This window comes from Pseudonocardia sp. ICBG1293 (assembly GCF_020131355.1).
Lineage (GTDB): Bacteria > Actinomycetota > Actinomycetes > Mycobacteriales > Pseudonocardiaceae > Pseudonocardia.
This window is the reverse complement of record NZ_JAHLEL010000047.1, coordinates 447,904-473,194: the sequence shown is the minus strand read 5'-3', so window position 1 is coordinate 473,194 and position 25,291 is coordinate 447,904. Positions and strand designations below refer to the sequence as shown.

Here is a 25,291-nt window from a genome sequence, read left to right as displayed (position 1 = left end):
CGGCGGGCCCGCACGGCCCGGGCTCCCCGCCGGGCCCCGGGCCGGGTACTACTGTCCGACGGGTGATCGAACTGTGCGCCCGCCCAGCGGCGAGCCGGTGACCCGCCCCGGTGAGCACGACTTCCCGGTCCGCTCGGCCACCGACATCTACTCCGGTCGCGTCATGGCGCTGCGGTCCGACCGCGTCGTCATGCCCGGTGGCCGGGTCGCGACCCGCGAGATCCTGGAGCACCCGGGGGCGGTCGCCGTCGTCGCGGTGGACGAGCGATCCCGGGTCCGCATGCTGCTGCAGTACCGCCACGCGGTGCGGCGACGGCTGTGGGAGCTCCCCGCCGGGCTGCTCGACGTGGCGGGGGAGGACCCCGCCGTCACCGCCGACCGGGAGCTGACCGAGGAGGCCGGGCTGTCGGCACGCGACTGGGCGGTGCTGCTCGACGTGGTGCCCTCGCCGGGGTTCTCCGACGAGTCGGTGCGCATCTTCCTGGCGCGCGACCTGGTCGAGAAGCCCCGCCCCGACATGGGTGACGACGAGGAGGCCGATCTGGAGCTGCGCTGGGTCCCGATCGCCGATGCCGTCGGGATGGTGTTCTCCGGGGAGATCGTCAACGCGGTGTCGTGTGCCGGGCTGCTGGCGGCCCGCGCGGCCCTGGCGGGGGAGTTCACCCCGCGGCCGGTCGACGCCGAGTGGGCCGACCGGCCGTTCCGCTTCGCCCGCCGCGCCGACGAGTGACCGCGCCGCCGCGCCGACGAGTGACCGCGCCGCGGCGCCGGCGCGTCACCGGACCGCCGCGCCGGCGGGTGACCGTGGACCGCCGCGCCGACGGAGCGCCGCGGCCACCGGGGCCGGCGGGTGACCACGCGCCGCGTGCCCGGCGCGGAGCCGGCGGCCGACCCGCGCGCCCGGGTGCGGCCGGCCCGGTCAGGGCCGCAGCGGGCGTCCGTGCGGGTCCCGCGGTGATCCGGCGAGCACCACGATCCCGTCGACGAACGACCAGATCGCACCGATCCCGAAGGTCAGGAACGTGACGATCAGCTGCGCCACGGTGAGACCGGCGTGCCCCGAGTAGAACCGGCCGACGCCGAACGGCAGGAACACCTGCAGCAGCCCGGTGACGATCTTCTGCTTGTCCGAGTACGGCAGCCCCGAGTAGGGCTCGCGCCCGAACGGCGCCGACGGGTCGTGGCCGTGGGTGCCGTAGGCCGGTGGGCCGGGGTGCGGTGGGTACGCCGGGGACGGCCGGCCCGGTACGGACCAGCTCGGCGGTGCGGACGCCCAGGCGGGTCCGCCCGGGTATCCCCCGCCGGGCGGCATGCCGGCCGGACCGGCGTCCGGGTGGGCCCATGCCGGCCAGGGCCCGCCCGGGTACCCGGCACCCGGGTGCCCGGTGACGCCGGGGGAGGGCCACGGCGGACGGTGGCCCGCGGTCGTCGGGGACGGGTCGGGGAGGGGACCCGCCGCCGGGTGCCCCGACGGGTCCGGGTACGGGCCCGACCGGGTCGGGCCCGGGACCGCGAACCGTGCGGTGCGCTCCGCGTCGCCACCGTGCCCGGCTCCGCGGGGGTCGGCGGTACCGGTGGGCTCCCCGGGACCCGCGGTCGCGCCGGCGGCGAGGGAGTCCGTGGCGCCCGGGTCCCCGGCGGCGGGGCGACCGGCAGCGAGATCCCCGTCAGCGAGATCCCTGGCAGCGGAGTCCGTCGCGGCGGGGTCCGGGGCGGCGGGGTCCGGGGCGGCGGGATCCCCGGCACGGTCCGCGGCGACGGGATCGGCACGGGGCGGGGTGGTGCCGGCCCCGGAGGGCGCGGTCGCCCGTCGGGTGAGCGAGGCCGGATGCGGCTCGGGCAGGTCGGCGAACAGCGCGGCCAGCTCGTCCCGGGTCGTCGCCGCCCGGGCCCGGCGCACCCGGGAGTCGAACGCGTCGACGTCCAGCGCCCCACCCGTGTAGTGGCGGGACAGCGCCCGCACCGACTCCTCCTGCTCGGCGTAGCCGATCGGGTCCGCGCTCATGCCCCGACGGTAACCGCGTCCGGCCGGTGAGCAGTACGCCGCGACACGCGGGACGCCGGACGGGGCCGGGCCTGCGAGGTCGACACCGTCGCTGCGCCGAGCCCGTTCGGCCGGCGGTGTGACGGTCCCGGCGGTCCCGGCTCCTCCCGGGTCGGCGCAGCTCAGACCGCAGGTCCCGCGGGGCGCCGGACCTGCTCCGGGCCGGTGGCCGTGCCGCCGCCCGCACGGGCCTCGCCGGGGCGGTGGCCCTAGGCTCGACGCATGCGTTTCGGACTCTTCGTGCCCCAGGGCTGGCGCCTCGACCTCGTCGGCATCGACCCCGCCGCCCAGTGGGACGTGATGCGTGGCCTCGCCGAGTACGCCGACCGCGGCGACGTCTGGGAGTCGGTGTGGGTCTACGACCATTTCCACACCGTCCCCGCACCCACCGACGAGGCCTGCCACGAGGCGTGGAGCCTGATGGCCGCCTTCGCCGCGACGACCGAGCGGGTGCGGCTCGGCCAGATGTGCACCTGCATGGCCTACCGCAACCCCGCCTACCTGGCGAAGGTCGCGGCCACCACCGACGTCATCTCCCACGGCCGGGTGGAGATGGGCATCGGAGCGGGCTGGTACGAGCACGAGTGGCGTGCCTACGGCTACGGCTTCCCCCGGCCCGGCGAGCGCCTCGGCATGCTCGACGAGGGCGTGCAGATCTTCACCCAGGCCTGGCGCGAGGGCCGGGCCACCCTGAACGGCACGCACTACACCGTCGACGACGCGATCGTCGCGCCGCGGCCGCTGCAGGACGGTGGCATCCCGCTGTGGATCGCCGGGGGCGGCGAGAAGGTGACGCTGAAGATCGCGGCGAAGTACGCGCAGTACACCAACTTCGACGGCACCCTCGACGGTTTCCGGCACAAGTCGGCGCTGCTCGCCGACCACTGCCGGGAGGTCGGCACCGACTACGACGCCATCGTCCGCTCGGCCAACTACAACGTCGCGATCGGGCACACCGAGGACGAGGTGGAGGAGCGGCTCGCCCGTCTCGTCGCCCGGCTGGAGCCGATCGTCGGCGCAGAGAAGGCGCAGGGCGCGCTGGGCGCCTTCCGCGGGATGCCGGGCGTCGGCACCCCGGAGCAGATCGTCGAGAAGCTCTCCGCGCTGGAGCGCGTCGGGATGAGCTACGGCATCTTCTACTTCCCCGAGGCGGCCTACGACCGGTCGGGCATCGAGCTGTTCGAGCGCGAGGTCGTCCCGGCCCTGCGGGGCTGAGCATGCCGTCGGTGCGCCGGGTGGTCGAGGACTACCTCGACCACCTGGCCGTCGAACGGGGTCGGGCGCAGAACACCCTGCGCTCCTACCGGCTCGATCTCGGGCGCTACCTCGACCACCTCGACCGCCTGGGACGCGCGGAGCCCGCCCAGGTGCGGGAGGCCGACGTCGCCGGGTTCGTCACCGCGTTGCGGACGGGTGAGCGTCCGCTGGCCGCGTCGTCGGCCGCGCGGGCGCTGGCCGCGGTCCGCGGTCTGCACCGGTTCGCGCTGTTGGAGGGGCTGACCCCGACCGACGTCGCGGCCGGGGTGGCGCCGCCCGCGCTGGGCACCCGGCTGCCGTCGGCGCTGTCGGTGGACCAGGTCGACCAGCTGCTCGCCGGCTGCGTCTCCGACGGGCCGGTGGGGCTGCGCGACCGGGCGCTGCTGGAGCTGCTGTACTCCACCGGCGCCCGGATCTCCGAGGTCGTCGGCGCCGACCTCGACGACCTGGATCCCGACGCGCGGACGATCCTGCTGCACGGCAAGGGGAACAAGCAGCGGATCGTGCCGGTCGGACGGCCCGCGCTGGCCGCCGTCGACGCCTACCGGGTCCGGGCCCGCCCGGCTCTCGCCGCCCGGGGCGCCGGGAGCCCGGCGCTGCTGCTCAACGCCCGTGGCCGGCGGTTGTCCCGGCAGAGCGCGTGGCACGTCCTGCGGTCCGCGGCCGAGGCGTCCGGGCTGCCGGGCGACGTCGTCGCCGCCGTCTCGCCGCACACCCTGCGCCACTGTTTCGCCACCCACCTGCTCTCCGGCGGCGCCGACGTCCGTGTGGTGCAGGAGCTGCTCGGGCACGCCAGCGTCGCGACCACGCAGATCTACACCCACGTCACCGTCGACACGCTGCGCGAGGTCTACGCCACCGCGCACCCCCGGGCGCGGGGGTGACCACGGACCGGGCACCGTTCCCGGTCGCCCGCCCACGGGGCGTCGGGCAGATCCATGATCACGGGGGTGGCGACGGTCCGGCCACGGTGGGCCGTTAGGTTCTGGGACCCATGCGGTACGGAGCGTTCATCACGATTGTCGTGTCCGGGTTCCTGCTGGCCGGGTGTGGCGGCGTCGCCGTCGGGCAGGAGGAGCAGCAGACGGTGGACGAGCCCGTCGACGGGCAGGTCACCCGGGTCGAGATCGACTCCGACGCCGGTCCGCTGCGGCTGGTCGCGGGGGAGAGGGCCTCGGTCGAGCAGGACCTGCGCTGGACCGGGGACACCCGCCCGCAGGTCGACCAGCAGCTCGACGGTGGCGTCCTGCGGATCACCGCCCGTTGCCCGGACGGGATCATGTCCCGTTGCCAGGCCGGGCTGGTCGTGACGGTGCCGGCCTCGTCGTCGGCGCAGGTCGACCTGCGCGCCGGCGGTGTCGAGGTCGAGGGGCTGACCGGCGCGCTCGACCTGAGGGCGTCGGCGGGTGCGGTCACCGCCACCGGGGTCGGCCCGGGTGACGTGCAGGCGAACTCCGGTGCCGGCGCGGTCGAGCTGACCTTCGCCGAGGCGGCAGCGGACGTGAGCGCCGAGTCCAGCGCCGGCGGCGTCGAGGTCCGGGTCCCGATCGGCCCGGCCTACGAGGTGACCGCCGAGGCGACGGCCGGGTCCACCGAGGTCGGCGTCCCCGACCAGCCCGGGGCCGACCACCGGATCACCGCGAGGAGCAGCGCGGGCGGGGTGTCGGTCCTGCCGGCGGGCTGAGGCGCGACACGCCGGGAGCACCGTCGGCCGGACGGCGCCCGCCCGCGGGTAGGGTGACCCGGAATCCATACCGCGACGTGGCCCGACAGGGACGTCGCCGCACGTGGGGACATCTCCTGCAGTGCGGTCCCAGGTCCCGACCGGGACCCGAGACCCGGCACGGTACCCGCGACGAGACCGGAGACCGCATGAACCCGACGCGGCCGGAGGCCCAGGGCAGGCTCGACGACCCGAGCGACGAACCGGCGCCGGACCACGGGCGAGGCACCCAGACGACCAGTGCGCGCGCCCCCGAGCCCGCGCCCCTGTCGGTGCACGGACCGGCCCGGGTGATCGCGGTCGCGAACCAGAAGGGCGGCGTCGGGAAGACGACGTCCACGATCAACCTCGGGGCGGCGCTCGCCGAGTACGGCCGCAAGGTCCTGCTCGTCGACTTCGACCCGCAGGGTGCGCTGTCGGTGGGCCTCGGCGTGCAGCCCCACCAGCTCGAGTCCACCGTCTACAACCTGCTGATGGAACGGGGCGTCGAGGCCGACGAGGTGCTGCAGGACACCGGGGTGGACAACCTCGACCTGCTGCCCTCGAACATCGACCTGTCCGCGGCGGAGGTCCAGCTCGTCACCGAGGTCGGCCGGGAGCAGGCGCTCGGCCGGGCCCTGAAGCGGTTCCTGCCCGACTACGACATCGTCCTCATCGACTGCCAGCCGTCGCTGGGCCTGCTCACCATCAACGCACTGGCCTGTGCCGACGAGGTGCTGATCCCGCTGGCCTGCGAGTTCTTCTCGCTCCGCGGCGTCGCGCTGCTCATGGACACGATCGACAAGGTGACCGAGCGGCTCAATCCGGACCTGACACTGCTCGGCGTGCTCCCGACGATGTTCGACACCCGCACGCTGCACACCCGCGAGGTCCACGACCGCGTGGTGGAGGCGTTCGGCGAGAAGGTGTTCGACGCCGTCATCAACCGGACGATCAAGTTCCCGGAGACCACGGTCGCCGGTGAGCCGATCACGACGTGGGCGCCCACGTCGTACGCCGCGGAGGCCTACCGGATGCTCGCCCGCGAGGTCATCGCCCGGTGACGCTGCTCGCCGACGGCGCCCCCGAGGGGCTCGACGACGGGGACGTGGCGGCGCCGCGCACCCGGCGCTTCACCGTCCGGCTCCACAACTTCGAGGGCCCGTTCGACCTGCTGCTGCAGCTGATCGGCAAGCACGAGCTGGACGTCACCGAGATGGCCCTGCACAAGGTCACCGACGACTTCATCGCCCATCTCACCGACCTCGGCGACGACGCCGACCTCGACGAGATCACCGAGTTCCTGGTCGTCGCGGCCACCCTGCTCGACCTCAAGGCGGCGCGGCTGGTGCCCGGTGCGGAGGTCGACGACGAGGACGACCTGGCCCTGCTCGAGGCCCGTGACCTGCTGTTCGCCCGGCTGCTGCAGTACCGCGCCTACAAGGAGGCCGCGGCGCTGTTCGTCGAGCTGGAGCAGGGCGCGATGCGCCGCTTCCCGCGCTCGGTCGCGATCGAGGACCGCTACGCCGACCTGCTTCCCGAGGTGCTGCTGGGCGTCGACGCGCAGGCCTTCGCCGAGCTCGCCGCCGCCGTGTTCCGGCCCCGTCCGCCCGACGAGGTCGGCGTGGACCACCTGCACGCGGTGCACGTCTCGGTGCCCGAGCACGCCGCGATCCTGCGCGAGCGGCTCGCCCTCGCCGGCACCGCCACCTTCGCCGAGCTGACCGCCGACTGCGTCGCGACGCTGGAGGTCATCGCCCGGTTCATGGCGCTGCTGGAGCTGTACCGCGAGCGGTCGGTGGCCCTGGAACAGCCGGAGGCGTTCGCCGACCTCACCGTCACCTGGACCGCTGACCGCGAGGACGACCCGGTCGCCTACGCCGCCGCGCTGGAGGACGAGGCCGCTGCCGCCGAGGAGGCGGTGCGGGCGCGCAACCGCCGCCGCCGGAAGAAGAACCGCGTCGACGAGACGGTCGCGTCCGCCCCCGGATCCGCGGTCGACTCCGATCCCGACTCGAACTCCGGGGAGGCCCCGGAGACCTCCGACGCGGATCCGGACGACGCGGACGCGGACCTGGACGACGCGGACGCGGATCTGGACGACGCGGACGCAGACCTGGACGACCCGGACGCGGATCTGGACGACCTCGACCGCTCGGACGACCCGGCCCCGGATTCGGTCGGTCCGGACGCGGCCCGCGACGCCGACCGCGACGCCGACATCCAAGCCGACATCGAAGCCGACATCGACGGTCCGGGCACCGCCCCGGACGTGCTCCATCCCGACCCCGAACGAGAGGACCGGAACCACCGGTGACCGAGCCGGACGAGCGGCCGGGCTCCGACGACCCGGAGGACCCGTCCGAACGGCTGCGCCTGATCGGCCGCACGGTGCCGCGCAGCCCGCACGCCACCGCGTCGCCGCAGGTCGCGCCGAGCGCGGAGGACCGAGCCGCCCCCGAGCCCGAGGGCCCGCCCGCCGCGGCCGACGAGGACGGGACCACCGCCGACGCCGAGCTCGCCCGCACCGTGGAGCCCGTCGATGACGGGGAGCCGTCGGCCGATGCCGATCGTCTCGCGGCGGAGGGCGTCGCTGCCGATGGCGACATCGCCGATCGTGTCGTGGCCGATCGCGACGGTGCCGACGGTGCCGACGGTGCCGACGGTGCCGACGGCGTCGCTGTCGATCGAGGCGGGGCGCAGCACACCGATGCCGGCGCCGAGCCCGGAACCGGTGCCGAGCCCTCTGTTGCTGTGGAGCCCACCACCGACGCCGGTCCCACGGCCGCCACCGAGCCCGGGGCGACCGGCCCGGCCCGCACGGAGTCCGCGGCCACCGGGCTGACCGGGCCGCAGAACGCGGAGGACCTCGAGCCGGTCACCGCCGCACCTGTGGCGCCCCGGCCCGACGAGCGAGACGCACGTTCCGGCCCTGCCGAGGGCGGAAACGTTCATCTCGACCTGTTCGCCGGCGCCTCCGCCACATCGGCAGACCGTCCGGCGTCGCCACACGGTGCTCGCGACGACGTGGTCGCCACGCCCGACGCCCAGGACGACCGGTCCGAGCGCCCCGTCGGGCGCGACTCCGGCGACCTCGATCCGGCGACCGGGCACCCCGGGCCGGGGACCGGTCCGACGGCCCGCGGAGCCGAGGCCCCCCGAACCGAGGCCTCCCGAGCGGAGGAACCCGGGACAGAGGAACCCGGGACAGGGGGACCCGGGACAGGGGAGGCCGGGACCCAGGACGACCCGGAGCCCGACGAGCCCGAGTTCCACGAGCTCGACGACGACACCGAGCTCGAACACGCCCTGGAGGCGCTGCTGCTGGTCGTCGACGCCCCCGTCGACGAGCCGTCGCTGGCCACGGCCCTGCACCAGACACCGTCGCGGATCCGGCGGACGCTACACCGGATGTCGCTGGCCTACACCGCCGACCGCCGCGGCATCGACCTGCGCCGCGCGGGGGAGGGATGGCGGTTCTACACCCGCGACCGCTACGCCCCCTACGTCGAGAAGATGCTCATGGACGGCCAGCGCGCCCGCCTGACCAGGGCCGCGCTGGAGACCCTGGCCGTCGTCGCCTACCGCCAGCCGGTCACCCGCGCACGGGTCTCGGCGGTCCGCGGTGTCAACTGCGACGGCGTGCTCCGCACCCTGCTCACCCGCGGACTGGTGGAGGAGGCCGGCACCGAGGACCACACCGGCGGGACCCTGTTCCGGACGACCGAGCTGTTCCTCGAGCGGCTCGGTATCTCCTCGGTGGCCGAGCTGCCCCCGCTGGCCCCGCTGCTGCCCGGCATCGACGCGATCGACGACCTGGACGGCTGACCCCCCGTCCGGGACGCCGGCGCCGGACCCGGCGGCCGACCGCCCGTCGGCGGCGTCGCCGGACGGGCGGAGTACCGTTTCCCCCGGTCCGGCCCGGCGCAGTGCGACGATCACCCGGCTCCACCGAATCCGGCCCCGACATTCTGGACGAGGCACCAGCAACCATGAGCAACACACACGACCCCGACGGCGTCCGGCTCCAGAAGGTGCTGGCCCGCGCGGGTGTCGCCTCCCGGCGCGCGGCCGAGGACCTCATCGCGCAGGGCCGCGTGCAGGTCGACGGCGAGACCGTGCGCGAGCAGGGCCGCCGGATCGACCCGGACACCGCGGTCGTCCACGTCGACGGCGCCCGGATCACCCTGCGCGACGACCAGGTCTACCTGGCGCTCAACAAGCCGTTCGGTCTGCACTCGACGATGTCCGACGACATGGGCCGGCCGTGCATCGGCGACCTGCTCGCCGACCGCGTCGAGATCATGAACACCGCGCAGCGGCTGTTCCACGTCGGCCGGCTCGACGCCGAGACCGAGGGGCTGCTGCTGCTCACCAACGACGGCGAGCTCGGCCACCGGCTGATGCACCCGTCCTACGAGGTGCCCAAGACCTATCTCGCCGAGATCGAGGGCAAGATCGCCCGTGACCTCGGGCGGCGGCTGCGCGACGGCATCGAGCTCGAGGACGGCATCGCCCGCGTCGACGCGTTCAAGCTCGTCGACGCCGTCCCCGGCCGCGCCACGGTGCAGCTGATCCTGCACGAGGGTCGCAAGCACATCGTGCGGCGGATGCTGTCCGAGGTCGGCCACCCGGTGCTGCGCCTGGTGCGGACCCACGTCGGCTCGGTCGCCCTGGGCAACCAGCGTCCCGGCAAGCTGCGGCCGCTCGACCGCGTCGAGGTGGGCTCGCTGTACAAGGCGGTCGGGCTCTGATGGCCGTGCGGGCCCTGCGGGGCGCCACCCAGGTCGACGCCGACGACCGGTCCCAGATCCTCGACCGCTCGGCCGAGCTGGTCACCGCGGTGCTGGAGCGCAACGAGCTCGCCTCCGACGACATCATCTCGATCTGGTTCACCGCCACCCCGGACCTCACCGCCGAGTTCCCGGCCTACGCGGCGCGGCTGCTCGGCCTGACCGACGTGCCGCTGATGTGCGCCACCGAGATGTCGGTGCCCGGTGCGCTGCCGCGGGTGCTGCGGCTGCTCGCCCACGTCGACACCCCGAAGCCGCGCTCGGCCATGCGGCACGTCTACCTGCACGGGGCCCGGGCGCTGCGTACCGATCTGCCGCAGTAGGACACCCCGCCCCGTCGTGGCGGGGGCCGACCGGCGACAATGCCGGACGCAGCAACTCGAACACGGTGGGGGAACAAGGTGGCCTTGCGGGGCGTCGTCGCGATGGACGGTCCGTCCGGGACGGGCAAGTCGACCGTCTCGCGACGGCTGGCGCAGGCCTGCTCGGCGGCCTATCTGGACACCGGGGCGATGTATCGCGCCGCGACGCTGGCCGCGCTGCGCGCCGGTCTCGGCGAGGGCGCCGCGGAGGACGAGATCGCCCGGGTCGCCGTCGGCGCCCGTCTGGAGTCGGGCACCGACCCGGCCGCCCCCACGATCACCCTCGACGGGGAGGACGTCTCCGGCCCCATCCGCGGCCCCGAGGTGACCGGGTTCGTCTCGTCCGTCTCGGCGGTGCCGCAGGTCCGTGCCGAGATGGTCGCCCGCCAGCACGCCCTGATCCGGGCGGCGGTGGAGAGCGGCGGCGGGATGGTCGTCGAGGGGCGCGACATCGGTACCGTGGTGGTACCGGACGCGCCGCTCAAGGTCTACCTGACGGCGTCGCCGGAGGTCCGCGCGGCGCGGCGCGGACGGCAGGACGAGAAGGCGGGCCGTGCGGCCGACCTGCACGTCACCCTCGCCGATGTCGAGCGGCGGGACCGGCTGGACTCGTCGCGGCGGGTCTCCCCGCTGTACGCGGCGGCGGACGCGCTGGTCCTCGACACCGACCACCTGTCGGCGGACGCGGTGCTGGCGAAGCTGCGCGAGCTCGTCGCCGCGCGGGGGCTGGACGGGTGAGCCGGGCGCGTGCGCTGCCGGAGCACGCTCTCGGGTGGCTGCACGACCTCGGCCGCTGGATCGGGACCTGGTTGTGGATCCCGTTCTTCCGGGTGCGGATCCGGCACCCGGAACGCATCCCGGCGACCGGACCGGTGGTGCTCGTCGCGAACCACAGCGCGTTCGTCGACGGGCCGCTGCTGTTCGGCATGTTCGGGCGGCGCGTGGTGTTCCTGGTCAAGGCGGAGATGTTCTCCGGGATCGTGGGGCCGCTGCTGCGGTGGTTGGGGCAGGTGCCGGTGCGTCGTGACGTCGTCGACCGGCGGCCGTTGACCACCCTGCTGGACGTGCTGCGCGACGGTGGCGTGGTCGCGGTCTTCCCCGAGGGAACCCGCGGCACCGCCGGGACCGGCGGCGACATCGGCAGGGCCCGGCAGGGCGCGGCCTGGCTGGCCCGTGCGGCATCGGCGCCGCTGCTGCCGGTGGCGGTGCGTGGCACCCGCCGCCCGGCGGGTGCGGGCCGCCGCTTCCGCCCCCGGGTGGACGTGCTGGTCGGCGAACCGCTGCCGGCGCCGACGGCGCCGGGACGGGACGGTCTGGCCACCGCGACCGTCGGGGTCACGGAGGCCCTGCGGACCCTGGTCCGCGAACTGGACAGCGAGTACAGGCAAGTGACACGGCCCGAAGCGGCCGGGGACGTGAGAGAGAAGTGAGCGAGAACAACAGCGTCGAGATCGGTGACGCGGCCGACCGGGCCGAGATGGACCGGCTCGGTCTGGACCCGGCCGAGTTCGTCGCCGTCGACGAGGACGGCCTGGTCACCGCCGGGATCGACCCCGACGAGATCCTGGCGACCCCCACCCTGGCCGTCGTCGGACGCCCGAACGTCGGCAAGTCCACCCTGGTCAACCGGATGCTGGGCCGCCGCGAGGCCGTCGTGCAGGACGTGCCCGGAGTGACCCGCGACCGCGTCGTCTACGACGCGCTGTGGAACGGCCGCCGGTTCAAGCTGATGGACACCGGCGGCTGGGAGCCCGACGCAGCGGGCCTGCAGGGCTTCGTCGCCCGGCAGGCGGAGATCGCGATGCGCATCGCCGACGCGGTGCTGCTCGTCGTGGACGCCTCGGTCGGTGCCACCGCGACCGACCAGGCCGTGGCGCGGGTGCTGCGCCGCGCCGACGTGCCGGTGATGCTGTGCGCCACCAAGGTCGACGACGACCGGCTCACCTCCGACACCGCCGACCTCTGGCGCCTCGGGCTGGGCGAGCCGCACCCGGTGTCCGGCCTGCACGGCCGCGGCTCCGGTGACCTCCTCGACGCGATCCTGGAGATCCTCCCGGAGACCCCGCGGGAGGACTTCGGCACGGCCGCGGGCGGACCGCGCCGCGTCGCGCTGGTCGGCAAGCCGAACGTCGGCAAGTCCAGTCTGCTCAACAAGCTGGCCGGTGAGGAACGGTCGGTCGTCCACGACGTCGCCGGCACCACCGTCGACCCGGTCGACTCCCTGGTCCAGCTCGACGGTCAGGTGTTCCGTTTCGTCGACACCGCCGGCCTGCGCAAGCGGGTCAAGATGGCCTCGGGCATGGAGTACTACGCCTCGCTGCGGACGAGCTCGGCGATCGAGTCCGCCGAGGTCGCGCTGGTGCTGATCGACGCCTCCGAGCCGATCGCCGAGCAGGACCAGCGCGTCCTGACGATGGTGGTGGAGTCCGGGCGGGCACTGGTGATCCTGTTCAACAAGTGGGACAAAGTCGACGAGGAGCGCCGCCACCAGCTGACCCGGGAGCTCGAGCGCGACCTGATCAGCGTGCGCTGGGCGGAGCGGGTCAACGTGTCCGCGCTGACCGGGCGGTCCACCCAGCGGATCGCGCCCGCTCTGAACCGCGCGCTGGAGTCGTGGGACACCCGGGTGCCGACCGGCCGCCTCAACCAGTGGCTCAACGACCTGGTCGCCGCGACCCCGCCGCCGGTCCGCGGCGGCAAGCAGCCGAAGATCATGTTCGCGACGCAGGCGCAGACCCGCCCGCCGACGTTCGTGCTGTTCACCAGCGGGTTCCTCGAGGCGGGCTACCGACGCTTCGTGGAGCGCAGGCTGCGTGAGGAGTTCGGGTTCGGCGGGACGCCGATCCGCGTCTCGGTCCGGGTCCGCGAGAAGCGCCCCCGGAAGAAGTGATGCGGGTACTGCGCGGCCGGCCCGGGGCCCGGACCTGGGAGATCGGCGAGACGGACACCCCGGCGCCGGGCCCGGGGGAGCTGCTCGTGCGGGTCCGGACGGCCGGGGTGAACCGGGCCGACCTGCTGGCGCTGGGCGGGGGCTACCCCGTCCCGCACGCCGAGCAGGACGGCTCCTTCACCGCGGGCATGGAGCTCGCCGGTGAGGTCGTCGCCGCGGGCCCGGGCGTCACCGGCGCACCGGGCCGCGGGCCGGGCGACCGGGTGTTCGCGAGTGCGCCGGCCGCGTTCGCCGAGTACGCCGTCGTCGACGCCCGTCGGGCCCTGCCCGTCCCGTCCGGGCTGTCCTGGTCCGACGCCGCCGCACTGCCGGTCGCGCTGGAGACCGCGCACGACGCCCTGGTCACCCAGGCCGGGTTCGGCCCCGGAGGCGGCGCCGTCCTGGTGCTCGGCGGCAGCACCGGGGTCGGTCAGGTCGCGATCCGGCTCGCCGCCGCGCTGGGGGCCTCGCCGGTCCTCGCGACGACGACCTCGGCCGCCAAGCGCGCCGCGCTCGTCGACGCCGGGGCGACGCCGCTCGTCGGCACCGACGCGCTGCGCGACCTCGACGACACCGTCGACGTCGTGCTGGACCTCGTCGGCGGTGACCACCTCGCCGCCGCGCTGCCCGCCGTCCGGATCGGCGGGACGATCGTGCAGATCGGCAGGCTCGCCGGCCCGGCGGCGACGCTGGACCTGAACACGCTGTCGTTCCGCAGGCTGCGCCTGATCGGCACCACCTTCAGCGTGCGCAGCGCCGACGAGCGGGCCGCCGTCTCCGCCGCCCTCGTCCCGGTCCTGCCGCTGGTCGGCGACGGCCGGGTGCGCGCCACCGTCGACCGGGTCGTCCCCCTCGAGGACGCCCCGGCCGCCGCGGAGCACCTGCGGTCCGGTGCGGCTGTCGGCAAGGTCGTCATCGAGGTCTCCGGAGCGTGACGCGGCGGCGGTGACCGCCGGCGCCGTCCGCGGCCACGCCCGGCCCCCGGTTCGTCGCGCCCGGCGCACCGCCGGCCCGGGACCCCTGGAACGGGGCCGACGGCGTCACTATCGTGCCCGGTCGTGAGGGAGACACCGGCCGAGGTCTTCCACGGTCGCGTCGCCGAGCTGGACCTGCTCGCGGCCGCGCTGCGGGACGCCGCCGCCGGCGGTGCCTCGGCGGTGCTGCTCGGCGGTGACGCCGGCGTCGGCAAGACGCGGCTGGTGTCGGAGTTCGGCCGCACGGCCACGACCGGTGGCGCGGTGGTGCTGTCCGGTCGCGCGCTGGACATCGCCGACGCCCCGCCGTTCTGGCCGGTCGTGTCCGCGCTGCGCGAGCAGTCCCGCACCCGCGGTGCGCTGGGCCGCGAGTGCGCGGCGGCGCTGGCCCGGCTGGAACGCGCCGACGGCCCGTCGGGCCGGGTCGAGATGCTCGGCGAGCTGGCCGCCGTCGTCGAGCGCGCGGCCCGCCGGGCACCGGTGGTGCTCGTCGTCGACGACCTGCACCGCGCCGACCGCTCCACCCGCGACCTGTTCGCCTACCTGCTGGCGGCGGCGTCGTCGCCGGTGCTGCTGGTCGGCACCTACCGCGACGACCCGGCCGGCGGCGTGCCGGCCGACCTGCTCGGGCTCGCCGGTGAGCTCCGCCGCCACCGAGGCGTGCGCTTCGCCCGGGTCGAGCCGCTGCCCCGCCCCGAGCTGGCCGAGCTGGTCGCCCGGTGGGCGCCGGAACGCCCCGACGTCGAGGACCTGGTGTGGCGGCACTCCGGTGGGAACGTGTTCCTGGCCCGCGAGACCGTCCGTGCCGTGCTCGACGGCGACCCGCGCGGCGTGCCCCAGACCGTGCGCGAGCTAGTGCGGGCCGGGGTCGCCGGGCTGTCCCCGGACGCGGTGGAGGTCGTGCGGGCCGTCGCCGCCGGGGTCGGCGAGGTCGAGCACGCGCTGCTGTCCGCGGTCGTCGACGTCGACGGGGCCCGTCTGGCGGCGGCCGTGCGGGAGGCCGCCGACGCCGGGTTCGTCGTCGTCGCGGGCGCCGACGGCTACACCCTGCGGCACGGCCTGATGACCGAGGTGGTCGCGCTGGACCTGCTGCCCGCCGAGCGGGTGGAGCTGCACGGCCGCTTCGCGACCGCCCTGCACGGCGCCCACCGCGGCCCCGGGGTGGCGGCCCGGCTCGCGCACCACTGGCAGCTCGCCGGGCGTCCCGAAAAGGCACTGGAGGCGACCCTCGACGCGGCGCAGGAGGCCGAACGGCTGCGCGGCTACGCCGAGGCGCACCGGCACTGGCTGCGCGCGGCGACGCTGCCGGTACCGGCGGCCGTCCGGGACCGCGGCCGCTACCTGGAGCGGGCGTCGGCCGCCGCAGCGCTGGCGGGCGACCACGGGTCGGCCGTGGCGCTGCTGGCCGAACGGCTCGCCGAGCCCGACCCGCCCGCCGGCACCGCGCAGGCGGTGCTGCGCTCCCGTCTCGGCCGCCACCTCGGCGCCGCGGGCCAGCTGACCGAGGCCGAGGAGGCCACCGGCGTGCCGTCGCGACCCTGCCCACCACCGACGACGACACCGATGCCGCCGTCGCCGCCCGCGCGGAGGTCCTGGCCGGGTACGCGGCGGCACTGCTCGACCGCGCCGACTACGCCGGTGCCCGCGCCGTCGCCGAGGACGCGCTGGCCGCGGCACGACGGGTGGGGGAGCCGCGGGCACTGGCTTCGGTGCTGGCGACGCTCGGCTTCGGTGCGGCGCACTCCCGGGACGGTGCCGCGGGACTCGACGCGCTGACCGAGGCCGTCGCGGTGGCGGAGGCCGCCGGCGACCCGGAGACGCTGGGGGAGTGCCTGGCCCGGCGGGCCGAGCTGCTCAGCGGTCCGCTCAACGCCCTCGACGACGGTGTCGCCGCGGCCCGGTCGGGTGCCGAGCGGATGGCCGGGCTCGGCCTGGGCCGGACCGCGTCGGTGGCGCTGCGGACGGTGGCGGCGAACGGGTTGTTCCGCGCCGGGGCCTGGGACGAGGCCGAGCGGGAGGTGGCGACGGCGTGGGCGGCCGCACCGTCCGGAGCGCAGATGCTGGAGCTGCGGCTGGCCAGGGCGCGGTTGCGGATGGGGCGCGGCGACCTCGACGGCTCCGACGTCGACCTCACCGCGGCCGAGCTCGTCGCCGGGTCCACGGGTCTGCCCAAACAGCGGCTGCCGCTGCTGATCCTGCGCGCCGGGCTGGAGATGTGGCGGGGCGACCCCGAGGAGGCGTTCGCCCACGTCGAACACGGGCTCGACGTCGTCGAGTCGGGCGTCGACGACGTCTTCGCGGTCGCGCCGCTGCTCTGGCACGGCGCACGCGCACACGCCCAGGCGGTCCTCGCCGGCCGTCCCCCGGGGACCAGCGGGGTGCGGCGGCTGCGCCGGCACCGCCGTGACCTCGTCGACCGCGGGGGCCGCTCGGCGCCCGCACTGCGCGGGGTGATCGCGAGCTACGAGGCCATGTGCTCGGCCGAGGACGCCCGGATCACCGCGGGGTCCGACCCGGACACCTGGCGCGGCGTCGCGGACCTGCTCGACGGCCTCGGCCAGCCCTACCCGGGCTCCTACGCACGGCTGCGCAGCGCCGAGGCGCTGCTGGCGGGAGGGCGCACCGGGGACGGCACCGCCGACCTGCGGCGTGCCGCCGAGCTCGCCGCGGGACTGCGGGCCGGGCCGCTGCTGGCCGAGATCGCCGAGGTCGCGCACCGCGCCCGGATCGAGGTTCCCGAGCTCGTCGCGGTCCCCACGGACGGCGGCGCCCCGGTCGCCGCGGACGGCCCGCTGGCCCGGCTGACCGGACGGGAGCGCGAGGTGCTGGAGGTCCTCGCCGACGGCGCGACGAACAAGCAGATCGCCGCCCGGCTGTTCATCACCCCGAAGACGGTCGGCGCGCACCTGGCCTCGGTGTTCGCCAAGCTCGACGTCACCAACCGCACCAGCGCCGCCGCCGTCCTGCGGGAGCACCGCACCGACGTCTAGTACTCCAGCCGCAGTTTGTGATGTTGATGTGCGCTAAGCTTCGATCTTGTGCAGGTGGAGGAGGATCTCGAGGCGTGGGCCGGTGGCCTGGATGGGCTGTTCGGGCTGGTGGCGGGCCGGTTCTTCCGGACGGAACCGCGGCGTCGGGCGCGGGCGTATGTGCGGGGGTTGTTGGCGCCGTTGGCGGGGAAGAACGGGTGGACGCTGGCCGAGGTCGCCGGTGACACGACTCCGGATGGGATGCAGCGGCTGCTCAACTCCGCGACCTGGGATGTCGACGGTGTCCGTGATGACCTGCGGGATTACGTCGTCGAGCACCTCGGCGAGTCCGGTGGGGTGCTGATCGTCGATGAGACCGGGTTCCTGAAGAAGGGGACGAAGTCGGCGGGGGTGCAGCGCCAGTACTCGGGCACTGCCGGGCGGGTGGAGAACTGCCAGCTCGGAGTCTTCTGTGCCTATGCCACGAGCAAGGGCCGGACGTTGATCGACCGCGAGCTCTACCTGCCCAAGTCCTGGACCGGTGATCGGGAACGCTGCCGAGCCGCGGCGGTGCCTGAGGAGATCGAGTTCGCCACCAAGGCCACGCTGGCCAAGGAAATGCTCGGCCGTGCCCTCGATGCCGGGGTTCCCGCAGGATGGGTGACCGCGGACGAGGCATACGGGCAGGACTACAAGTTCCGCACCTGGTGCGAGCAGCGCCGGATCGGCTACGTCGTCGCGGTTCCGCGCAGCCAGTCCGTCCCGTTGTCCCTGGACGCCGACATCTGTCAGATCAGCGGCTCACGACGGGCCGACGACCTGGTCGCCCGCGCTCCCGGACGGGCGTGGAAGCGCCGCTCAGCCGGTCCGGGTGTGAAGGGAGAACGCTTCTACGACTGGGCCGTGGCCTCGCTGTATCCGCCCGAGAACGCCCCGGCCGGATGGGGCCGATGGCTACTGGTCCGACGTCAGATCCTCACCGACACACAGCTCTCCGCCGGCGAGGAGCCCGATCTGGCCTACTACCTGTGCGCCGGCCCGCCCGGCACCACCGACGACGATCTCATCCGCGTCGCCGGCACGCGGTGGGCGATCGAGGAGTGCTTCCAGACCGCGAAGAACGAGGTCGGGCTCGACCACTATCAAGTGCGGCGTTACGACGCCTGGTACCGCCACGTCACCCTGGCTATTCTCGCCCACGCCTACCTCTCGGTCACCGCGGCGATCGCCCCAAAAGACCTGATCACGGGCTCATCCCGCTCACCCTCGCCGAGATCCGACGTCTCCTGGCACCTCTGATCCACATTCCCACCCAGGCGCCGTGCTGGGCCTGGTCGACCTGGCGACGTCGCCACCAACACCGAGCCCGCGAAAGCCACTATCGACGACGAAGACAGCTCAGCTAACGAAGTGCGGCTGGAGTACTAGGGCGCGTCTCCTAACCCGGCTGGTCGGGCCTGCGCGATGATCAGTAGGTGTCGCGCCGTGCCGTCCTGACCGATGCCCAGTGGGACCGACTCGAGCCGTTACTGCCCTCGTCGGACGGGATGCCAGGGCGCCCGTTCGCCGATCACCGCAGAGTGATCGAGGGGATCATCTACCGGTTCCGCTGCGGGCGGGCCTGGCGTGATGTCCCGGTCGAGTTCGGGCCGTGGCAGACCCTATGGAAACGCCACCGCCGCTACTGCGGTGACGGCACCTGGGACCACGTTCTCGCAGCTCTGCTCGCCGATGCCGACTCCGCCGGTCTCGTGGACTGGGCCGTGTCGGTCGACTCGACGATCATCCGCGCTCACCAACACGCCGCGACCCTGCAGCGAGACACAGGGGGCCGGATCGAACTACAAGAATCTGCTGATCGAGCCACCCGATCACGCCTTGGGCCGCTCCCGCGGAGGGCTCGGCACGAAGATCCACCAGCTCGTTGACGGACACGGCCGCCCGCTGGTCGTACTGGTCGGCCCTGGCCAGGCCGGTGACGCCCCGATGTTCGCGCACCTGATGTCACATCTGAGCGTCGGACGGGTCGGTCCGGGCCGACCGCGGACCCGGCCCGAGCGGGTCCGCGCAGATAAGGCCTACTCCTCACGCGCCATCCGCGCCCACCTGCGCAGACGACGGATCGTCGCGGTCATCCCGGAGCCGGCTGACCAGCAGGGACACCGGAAACGACGCGGCACACGCGGCGGCCGACCACCGGCGTTCGACCGGGTCGACTACCGCGGCCGCAACGTCGTCGAACGCGGGTTCTGCGAGGTCAAGCAGTGGCGCGGCCTCGCGACCCGCTACGACAAACTCGCCCTGACCTACCGCGGCGGAGTTGCACTGAAGGCCATCGTCACCTGGTTGCGCACTTTAGGAGACACGCCCTAGGGCATTCGCCCGATACCGCCGGAGACCTCGGTCGACCAGGCTCGTCACCGGATCGAGCGACCCCGGAGGCAGCGATGACGGCCACGATCGACACCCCCTCGGAGGAGGGCGCGGCCCCGATCGGCCGGGCGCGCGTCGCGGCGCTGCTCGCGACGCCTCCCGAGACGATCGACGGCGTCGTCGCGCACCTGGAACGCCTGCAGGAGGCACTGGAGTGCGAGTACGGCCCCGCCGACGGTGTCGCCGCGTTCAACCGGCTCTACCTGCGCATCACCCGCGGCATCCGCGACCAGCTCGACGACGACCTGTTCGCCGACCGGGACTTCCTGGTGCGGCTCGACGTCGAATTCGCCCGCCGGTACCTCCGGGCGCTGCACGCCGACGTGACAGGAGGGAGCCCTCCGCGCTCCTGGGGCGTCCTGTTCGACCGCCGTGACCATCCCCGCATCTCCCCGGTGGAGTACGCGGTGGTGGGGGTGAACGCCCACGTCAACTTCGACCTGGCCCCGGCGGTCGTACGGACCTGCACGGTCCTCGGACGCAGCGCCCCGGGACCCGCGGAGCGGGCCGACTACCGGGCCGTGAACGACGTGTTCTCCCTGCACATGGTCCGGCTGCTCGACGGCTTTGACCGGAGCTCGCCGGGTGAGGTCTCGATGGACGAGCAGCTCCTCGGCTGTGTCGCCGACGTGCCGGTGGTGCTGGCCCGCGACGTCGCCTGGCGGCAGGCCCTCGAGCTCTGGGAGCTGCGGTCGCGGCCGATGGAGTACGAGAACGAGCTCGCGGCTCTGGACCGGCGCACCTCGCTCCTCGGACGTGGCCTGCTCACGCTGGGAGCCCTGACGTGACACCCGCCCGAGTGGGGGGCGGGCGGGTGTCACACCCCCGGCCCGGGACGGCGACGCCGCTCGGCACGGTGCTGATCGTCGACGACCACGAGCTCGTCGGCTCGTCACTGGCGCTCGCCCTGCGGGCCGAGGGGGAGCCGGCCACGTTCCGGCCCGCGCACACCCCCGTCGACGTGCACCGCGCCGTCGCCGGGGCCGAGCCCGGATTGCTGGTCCTCGACCTGGACCTCGGCCGCGACGCCGAGGGGCGCCGGATCGACACCATCCCGCTCGTCCCCGGGCTCCGCGCCCAGGGCTGGCGGGTCCTGGTGCTCTCCGGCAGCTCCAGCCCCACCCGGGTCGGCGCCGCCCTGCACCACGGCGGGTTCACCTGGGTGTCGCGGACGGCGTCGATGCCCGCACTGGTCCTCGCGGTGCGGGAGGCCCGGGCCGGGCGCTCGCTGCTGCACGCCGCCCGCCGCGACGAGCTCGTGCAGCGCTACCTCGAGTGGGACCGCCGTCAGCGTGCCGTGCGCGGGCGCCTCGCGACGCTGACCCGCCGCGAGCGTGAGGTCCTGGAGCTCCTCGCCGGCGGGGTCCGTGCGCACGCCATCGCCGAGCACTTCGTGGTGTCGCTCCCGACCGTCCGCACACAGGTCAGGGCGGTGCTCGCGAAGCTCGACGTGGGGTCGCAGCTGGAGGCCGTCGCGCTCGTGCGCAGCGTCGACGCCACCGACGACACCCCCGGTGGGATGCTGCCGTGGGTACGGTAAGGTTCCACCTGCCCCGCGAGGGGTGGCCGGGACGTGGCGCAGCTTGGTAGCGCACTTGACTGGGGGTCAAGGGGTCGCAGGTTCAAATCCTGTCGTCCCGACAGGCCGAACAACAGCCCGTTGATCTGGGAAAAGACCAGGTCGGCGGGCTGTTTCGTTGTCCGGGTGTCGATCATCGTTCTGGTCATCCCGCAGCCTCCTGGGGACCATGTGGGGACCGCGGGGCTCGTAGGAAGGCCGTCAGCGAGTCCCCGGCGGCCGACACTGCGGCCTGATCCGGGTGCAGGTAGCGCTGCGTCGTGGTCAACGACCCGTGCCCGGCGATCCTCCGAGTTACGTGCACCGGACGCCGGCGTCCGCCATCCACGTCAGGCCGGTGTGGCGGAGTCCGTGGCGGCGCAGGTGCTCGAACCCGAGCGACGCGACGACCTCGTCCCAGTGGGTGGCGTCCCGGAACACCGCGGTGGTGATCCGGCCACCGCGGGGCCCGGTGAACAGCCGGGCATCGGGCCGGCCGTCGACGACCTCGATCCGGTGCTGGACCAGGTCGCGTACCTCCGCGATCAGCGGGACGAACCGCGCCCGCTTGCTTCGGGCGCCCTTGTCGACGAGGCCGCCGGGGAGGGGATGGTCCTCTGCCGGATCGGGAGCAGGAGCATCGACAGGAATCCGCCGGTGGTCCGGTTCGGCCGACTCGCGACGGTGGAGGCGTGGCTGCCGACCTGCTCAGGGCTGTCCTCGCGATGTCGACGACGAAAGTCCGGGGAGCACCGCAGCGGGGCCATGACCGACACGGCACCCGGACATGTCGCGGAGCACGACGCTCCGGTCCTCGGCGAGGAGTTTGCGTGGTCATCGGCGGGCAGGCCTTCGCCGGGTACGCCGAGAACTGACGTCCGGGGGGTGGACTCCGTGGCGGCTGGGCGCCACCCGCCCGGGTCCCGCGGGCGGTTCGCGCGTGCTGACCAGTGTGCACAGCGCCGACGAGAGCAGCAGCAGCCCGCCCGCGTGGAAGATCGCGCCGACGCCGGTGATGCCGGCCAGCCCGCCCGCGGCGAGCGGCACGACGACCTGTCCGATGCGGTTGCCCGCCAGTCGTACGGACAGCGCCGCCGCGCGGTTGTGCGGGTCGGCCACGGTCGTCACCCAGGACATGGTGAGCGGCTGGCCCAGCCCCCAGAAGAAGCCGACGACGAGCATCATCACGGTCAGCAGCACGATGTCGGTGGTGAGCGGTACGAGCGCCATCGGCGCCCCCGAGGCGAGGGTGGCCGACACCAGCAGCCCCCGTCGCGGCGCGGCCCGCAGCAGCAGCGGCATCGCGGCCCGGGACACGACCGAGGCGACGCTGCGCGCGGTGAGAAGCATCGTCACGGCGCCGACGCCCAGGCCCATCGACTGTCCCAGCAGTGGCAGGTAGGCCATGAGCAGGTCCCTAAGAGGTCGTTTCAGAAGTCGGCGTGTCGGTCCTGTGTGGATCGGCGCTGGTAGCTGATCATGTCCGGTCGTGGCGCGGCGATCTTGTGTCGAGCGATTGGTGAGCGACGAGCTGTGGGCGCTGGTGGAGCCGCTGCTGCCCAAGCCGCGCAAGCACAAGCGGGGACGGACAGGCCGTCCGCGGGTGCCGGATCGGGCCGCTCTGGCCGGGATCGTGTTCGTGCTCAAGACCGGGATCAGCTGGAACGCGCTGCCCGCCGAGCTCGGCTGTGGGTCCGGAGTGACCTGCTGGCGGCGGCTACGGCAGTGGCAGCAGGCCGGGGTCTGGGCCCAGCTGCACCGGGTGATGCTCGACCGCCTCGCCCAGCAGGGCCTGCTGGACTGGTCGCGGGCGGCGGTGGACAGCGTGAGCGTGCGGGCCAAGCGCCGCGGCGAGGCCACCGGGCCCTCGCCGACCGATCGCGGGAAGGCGGGCAGCAAGTACCACGTGCTCTGCGACCGAGGCGGGCTCCCGCTGCATGCGCTGGTCACCGGGGCGAACACCCACGACAGTCGGATGCTCGCCCCGCTGCTGGACACCAACCCCGGCGTCCGCGAACGGGCGGGACAGCCGGGGCGTCCGCGACGTCGGCCGGACAAGGTGCACGCCGACAAGGGCTACGACTATCCCCGCTGCCGCCGCTACCTGAGTGGGCGTGGGATCGGGGTGCGGATCGCCCGGCGCGGGATCGAGGACTCCACCCGGCTCGGGCGGGTCCGCTGGGTCGTCGAGCGCACCATGTCCTGGCTGCTGGACTTCCGCCGCCTCGCGCTGCGCTACGACCGCGCCGAATCCACGATCACCGCGCTGTTATCGCTGGCCTGCGCCCTGATCTGCCACCGCCGCCTCACCAAGCCGAAGCCGAAGCCGAAGTGATGGTCGACCCAGCCCTCGCTGAGGCACTCGCCTACGAGGTCGGGGCCAGCGGCCGCCAGGCCAGCCACTCCAAGGCCCGGTCGGCCTCGTCAGGGTCGAAGCGGTGCGGGTCGAACGGCCCGCCCGCCCACTCCAGGCGCTCGGCGCGGTCGGGATGGTCAGGGTCGGCGAGCACGGCCTGGAAGTCCTCATACCCCCCGATCCCGCCGACGTCCTCGGGCGGGCACGCCCCCTGCCCGGCGACGCATCGCGGATAGCACACTCCCGGCTCGACGGCCGCGACCGCCTCGACGGTGATCTCGTGGGCCCAGTTGTCACCGAAGTCGTAGACGTAACCGAACCGGTCACCAGCCTTGACCAGCCGAAACAGCTTCTCTTTCGTCTCGTCGGCGACATCCTGTCCGGGCCAGTCCGGGTCTGGGATCCCGTAGCGGCGCCCGACGATCTCGAACTCGTGCAGATGAGAGTTCGTCCAGCCCATCACTGACTGCACCACCTCGTGTAACACCGCCAAGTCGACCTCGCCCGGCACCTGCACCCGACGCCGGACCGCCGGCACCACCTCGGTCAGGACGATCTCCAACTCGAAAATCTTCGTCTTCTCAGACACACGAGGCGCGACCATCAGCCGATGCTGCCAGCCCCGCCGTCACCGGCAGAACCGGGCCCACCACTTCTGAAACGACGTCTAAGAGGTCATTTCAGAACGAGGTCGACGTGTCTGTTGTAGACGACAAGCGGCTATCTGACCTGCCGTTTGATCTGTCGTCGAGGGGTCAATGGAAACTCGACAAGTCGTTCTGAAACGACCTCTAAGAGGTCGCGCGGATTGGTTGGTGATCATGGACGTCGTGCAGGTCGGGCGTTCCAGCGGTGTGTGGTCCAGGCCTGCCGAATCAAGCTACGGAGTGTGACGATCGTGTCGGCGAGGTCGAAGAACGCGTCGACGACGATTTCTCGTCGTTCGTAGCAGCGCTGCAGCCGGTTGAAGCTGTTGTGCCAAGCGTTGGTCCGCTCGACGTGCCAGCGGCGGGTGGCCTGGATCGGCGCTTTCTCACCCTTGTGCGCGATCTCGCCGTGCAGGCCTCGTTCGGCCAGCGTGTCGCGGGTCTTGCCGGAGTCATAGCCGGCGTCGAGGTGCACGGTGATGTCGTCGGGCAGCGGGCCGAGAGCATCGAGGCGGTCGAGGGTGGGGCCCAGTAGCGGGGAGTCGTGCCGGTTGGCTCCGGCCAGGACTCGGCCCAGCGGGATGCCGTATCCCTCGACGAGCACCGAACGTTTCATACCCTGTTTGCGCCGGTCCACCGGCGACGGACCGGCGACCTCGCCGCCGCCGGGGGCCTTGGTGATGGCGCCATCGACGGCGATGTCGTGCAGCAGCAGACCGACGATGCGGTCGTAGGCGTCCAGGACGATCCGACGCAGCTGGGCGAAGACCCCGAGCCTGATCCACTCGTCACGACGATCGCGGATGGTGGTCGCCGAGCAGGTGCTGTCAGCGATGCCCTCATACGAGCAGCCGAACCGCAGTACCTGCAGGAGCTTGTCGAACACGATCCGATCCGCGATCCGGCGGCGATGGCAGCCCAGCGGATGGGTGGGATCGAACTCGTCTCGATGAGGCAGCAGCGCGGTGAACTGGTCCCACAACGGCTCGGTCAGCCATGATGGCAGGGTGGGCACGCGGCCTCCAGACGATCACGAAGCGTAGATAACTTCATGATCGGCAGGCCCGTACCCGCCCTCGCCCCCAGACACTCGACCGCGGCCAAGCTGTGACCAATCCGCGCGACCTCTAAGGTCGCAGGTGTTCGGGGTTGATGCCCCGGATGCCCGGGACGACGGGGTGTGGCTGATGAGCTGTTGCCGCTTCGGTGGCTCGGAAGGAATGGCCGCCCCGTCGTTCTGGACAGGCCTGGCCACTGATTCGGATCT

23 protein-coding genes, 1 tRNA gene and 2 pseudogenes are annotated in these 25,291 nt (G+C 73.7%); 21 read left to right on the top strand and 5 right to left on the bottom strand.

The features are described 5' to 3' along the window. Positions 1 to 97 precede the first annotated feature (97 nt). The gene (locus KPF47_RS25380) at positions 98 to 730 is read left to right on the top strand and encodes an NUDIX hydrolase (protein ID WP_308015488.1); all 633 of its coding nucleotides are present in this window, start codon (positions 98 to 100) and stop codon (positions 728 to 730) included. A 189-nt stretch (positions 731 to 919) separates the two neighbouring features. Here KPF47_RS25380 and KPF47_RS25375 read toward each other — a convergent pair whose 3' ends face one another. Continuing rightward, a complete protein-coding gene (locus KPF47_RS25375; RefSeq protein ID WP_224391299.1) occupies positions 920 to 2,005 on the bottom strand; it encodes a DUF1707 domain-containing protein in 1,086 nt (361 codons plus the stop codon). Positions 2,006 to 2,266: 261 nt separating this feature from the next. Here KPF47_RS25375 and KPF47_RS25370 point away from each other — a divergent pair, with 261 nt between their 5' ends. The 19 genes and pseudogenes from KPF47_RS25370 (at position 2,267) to KPF47_RS25280 (ending at position 21,104) form a co-directional block, all read left to right on the top strand. Further along, positions 2,267 to 3,259: an LLM class F420-dependent oxidoreductase gene (locus KPF47_RS25370; protein ID WP_224391298.1), complete on the top strand. Its 993-nt coding sequence runs from the start codon at positions 2,267 to 2,269 to the stop codon at positions 3,257 to 3,259. A 2-nt stretch (positions 3,260 to 3,261) separates the two neighbouring features. Then, positions 3,262 to 4,185 (top strand): site-specific tyrosine recombinase XerD, encoded by a 924-nt coding sequence (locus KPF47_RS25365; protein ID WP_224391297.1) that lies wholly within the window; start codon positions 3,262 to 3,264, stop codon positions 4,183 to 4,185. A 110-nt stretch (positions 4,186 to 4,295) separates the two neighbouring features. Then, positions 4,296 to 4,985 (top strand): DUF4097 family beta strand repeat-containing protein, encoded by a 690-nt coding sequence (locus tag KPF47_RS25360; protein ID WP_224391296.1) that lies wholly within the window; start codon positions 4,296 to 4,298, stop codon positions 4,983 to 4,985. Between the two features lie 188 nt (positions 4,986 to 5,173). Next, positions 5,174 to 6,067 (top strand): ParA family protein, encoded by an 894-nt coding sequence (locus KPF47_RS25355; protein WP_224391295.1) that lies wholly within the window; start codon positions 5,174 to 5,176, stop codon positions 6,065 to 6,067. Positions 6,068 to 6,069: 2 nt separating this feature from the next. Then, a pseudogene (locus KPF47_RS25350) lies at positions 6,070 to 6,921 on the top strand (ScpA family protein); the annotation flags it as partial. 395 nt (positions 6,922 to 7,316) lie between these two features. Continuing rightward, positions 7,317 to 8,831, top strand: coding sequence for an SMC-Scp complex subunit ScpB (gene scpB / locus KPF47_RS41120; protein WP_374108892.1), 1,515 nt, complete (start codon positions 7,317 to 7,319; stop codon positions 8,829 to 8,831). Between the two features lie 164 nt (positions 8,832 to 8,995). Next, positions 8,996 to 9,757: a pseudouridine synthase gene (locus KPF47_RS25340; RefSeq protein ID WP_224391294.1), complete on the top strand. Its 762-nt coding sequence runs from the start codon at positions 8,996 to 8,998 to the stop codon at positions 9,755 to 9,757. Further along, complete coding sequence (gene aroH / locus KPF47_RS25335; protein ID WP_224391293.1) at positions 9,757 to 10,119, top strand: chorismate mutase; 363 nt, start codon at positions 9,757 to 9,759, stop codon at positions 10,117 to 10,119. The genes KPF47_RS25340 and aroH overlap by 1 nt, the downstream gene beginning before the upstream one ends. Before the next feature lie 102 nt (positions 10,120 to 10,221). Further along, positions 10,222 to 10,896 (top strand): (d)CMP kinase, encoded by a 675-nt coding sequence (gene cmk, locus KPF47_RS25330; RefSeq protein WP_255660384.1) that lies wholly within the window; start codon positions 10,222 to 10,224, stop codon positions 10,894 to 10,896. Continuing rightward, positions 10,893 to 11,588: a 1-acyl-sn-glycerol-3-phosphate acyltransferase gene (locus tag KPF47_RS25325; RefSeq protein WP_224391291.1), complete on the top strand. Its 696-nt coding sequence runs from the start codon at positions 10,893 to 10,895 to the stop codon at positions 11,586 to 11,588. The genes cmk and KPF47_RS25325 overlap by 4 nt, the downstream gene beginning before the upstream one ends. A gap of 47 nt (positions 11,589 to 11,635) precedes the next feature. Then, entirely contained in the window at positions 11,636 to 13,048 is a 1,413-nt protein-coding gene (gene der / locus KPF47_RS25320; RefSeq protein WP_255660468.1) for a ribosome biogenesis GTPase Der, read from the top strand. Continuing rightward, positions 13,048 to 14,022, top strand: a complete 975-nt coding sequence (locus KPF47_RS25315) for a zinc-binding dehydrogenase (protein WP_224391289.1) — start codon at positions 13,048 to 13,050, stop codon at positions 14,020 to 14,022. The genes der and KPF47_RS25315 overlap by 1 nt, the downstream gene beginning before the upstream one ends. 123 nt (positions 14,023 to 14,145) lie before the next feature. After that, entirely contained in the window at positions 14,146 to 15,837 is a 1,692-nt protein-coding gene (locus tag KPF47_RS25310) for an AAA family ATPase (RefSeq protein ID WP_224391287.1), read from the top strand. Continuing rightward, positions 15,771 to 17,051, top strand: a complete 1,281-nt coding sequence (locus KPF47_RS25305; RefSeq protein ID WP_224391282.1) for a LuxR family transcriptional regulator — start codon at positions 15,771 to 15,773, stop codon at positions 17,049 to 17,051. Before KPF47_RS25310 ends, KPF47_RS25305 begins: the two co-directional genes overlap by 67 nt. 54 nt (positions 17,052 to 17,105) lie before the next feature. Then, the gene (locus KPF47_RS25300) at positions 17,106 to 18,329 is read left to right on the top strand and encodes an IS701 family transposase (protein WP_374108783.1); all 1,224 of its coding nucleotides are present in this window, start codon (positions 17,106 to 17,108) and stop codon (positions 18,327 to 18,329) included. Positions 18,330 to 18,505: 176 nt separating this feature from the next. Then, positions 18,506 to 19,403, top strand: a pseudogene (locus KPF47_RS25295) (IS5 family transposase). A gap of 74 nt (positions 19,404 to 19,477) precedes the next feature. Continuing rightward, positions 19,478 to 20,251, top strand: a complete 774-nt coding sequence (locus KPF47_RS25290; protein ID WP_224391280.1) for a DUF5995 family protein — start codon at positions 19,478 to 19,480, stop codon at positions 20,249 to 20,251. Next, on the top strand, positions 20,248 to 21,003 hold the full coding sequence (locus KPF47_RS25285; RefSeq protein WP_224391279.1) for a response regulator transcription factor: 756 nt from the start codon (positions 20,248 to 20,250) through the stop codon (positions 21,001 to 21,003). The genes KPF47_RS25290 and KPF47_RS25285 overlap by 4 nt, the downstream gene beginning before the upstream one ends. 27 nt (positions 21,004 to 21,030) lie before the next feature. Further along, a tRNA-Pro gene (locus KPF47_RS25280) sits at positions 21,031 to 21,104 on the top strand. Positions 21,105 to 21,336: 232 nt separating this feature from the next. On the opposite strand, the gene KPF47_RS39165 is transcribed toward KPF47_RS25280, so the two are convergent. Beyond that, positions 21,337 to 21,462 (bottom strand): hypothetical protein, encoded by a 126-nt coding sequence (locus tag KPF47_RS39165; protein ID WP_255660382.1) that lies wholly within the window; start codon positions 21,460 to 21,462, stop codon positions 21,337 to 21,339. 393 nt (positions 21,463 to 21,855) lie between these two features. Then, positions 21,856 to 22,428: an MFS transporter gene (locus tag KPF47_RS25275; RefSeq protein ID WP_224391278.1), complete on the bottom strand. Its 573-nt coding sequence runs from the start codon at positions 22,426 to 22,428 to the stop codon at positions 21,856 to 21,858. 82 nt (positions 22,429 to 22,510) lie between these two features. On the opposite strand from KPF47_RS25275, the gene KPF47_RS25270 reads away from it, so the two are divergent. Then, positions 22,511 to 23,356 (top strand): IS5 family transposase, encoded by an 846-nt coding sequence (locus tag KPF47_RS25270; RefSeq protein WP_224386179.1) that lies wholly within the window; start codon positions 22,511 to 22,513, stop codon positions 23,354 to 23,356. 31 nt (positions 23,357 to 23,387) lie between these two features. On the opposite strand, the gene KPF47_RS25265 is transcribed toward KPF47_RS25270, so the two are convergent. Together KPF47_RS25265 and KPF47_RS25260 are read right to left on the bottom strand one after the other, a co-directional pair. Continuing rightward, positions 23,388 to 23,981 (bottom strand): plasmid pRiA4b ORF-3 family protein, encoded by a 594-nt coding sequence (locus KPF47_RS25265; RefSeq protein WP_224386178.1) that lies wholly within the window; start codon positions 23,979 to 23,981, stop codon positions 23,388 to 23,390. A gap of 215 nt (positions 23,982 to 24,196) precedes the next feature. After that, positions 24,197 to 25,039: an IS5 family transposase gene (locus tag KPF47_RS25260; protein WP_224386276.1), complete on the bottom strand. Its 843-nt coding sequence runs from the start codon at positions 25,037 to 25,039 to the stop codon at positions 24,197 to 24,199. Positions 25,040 to 25,291: the final 252 nt, after the last annotated feature.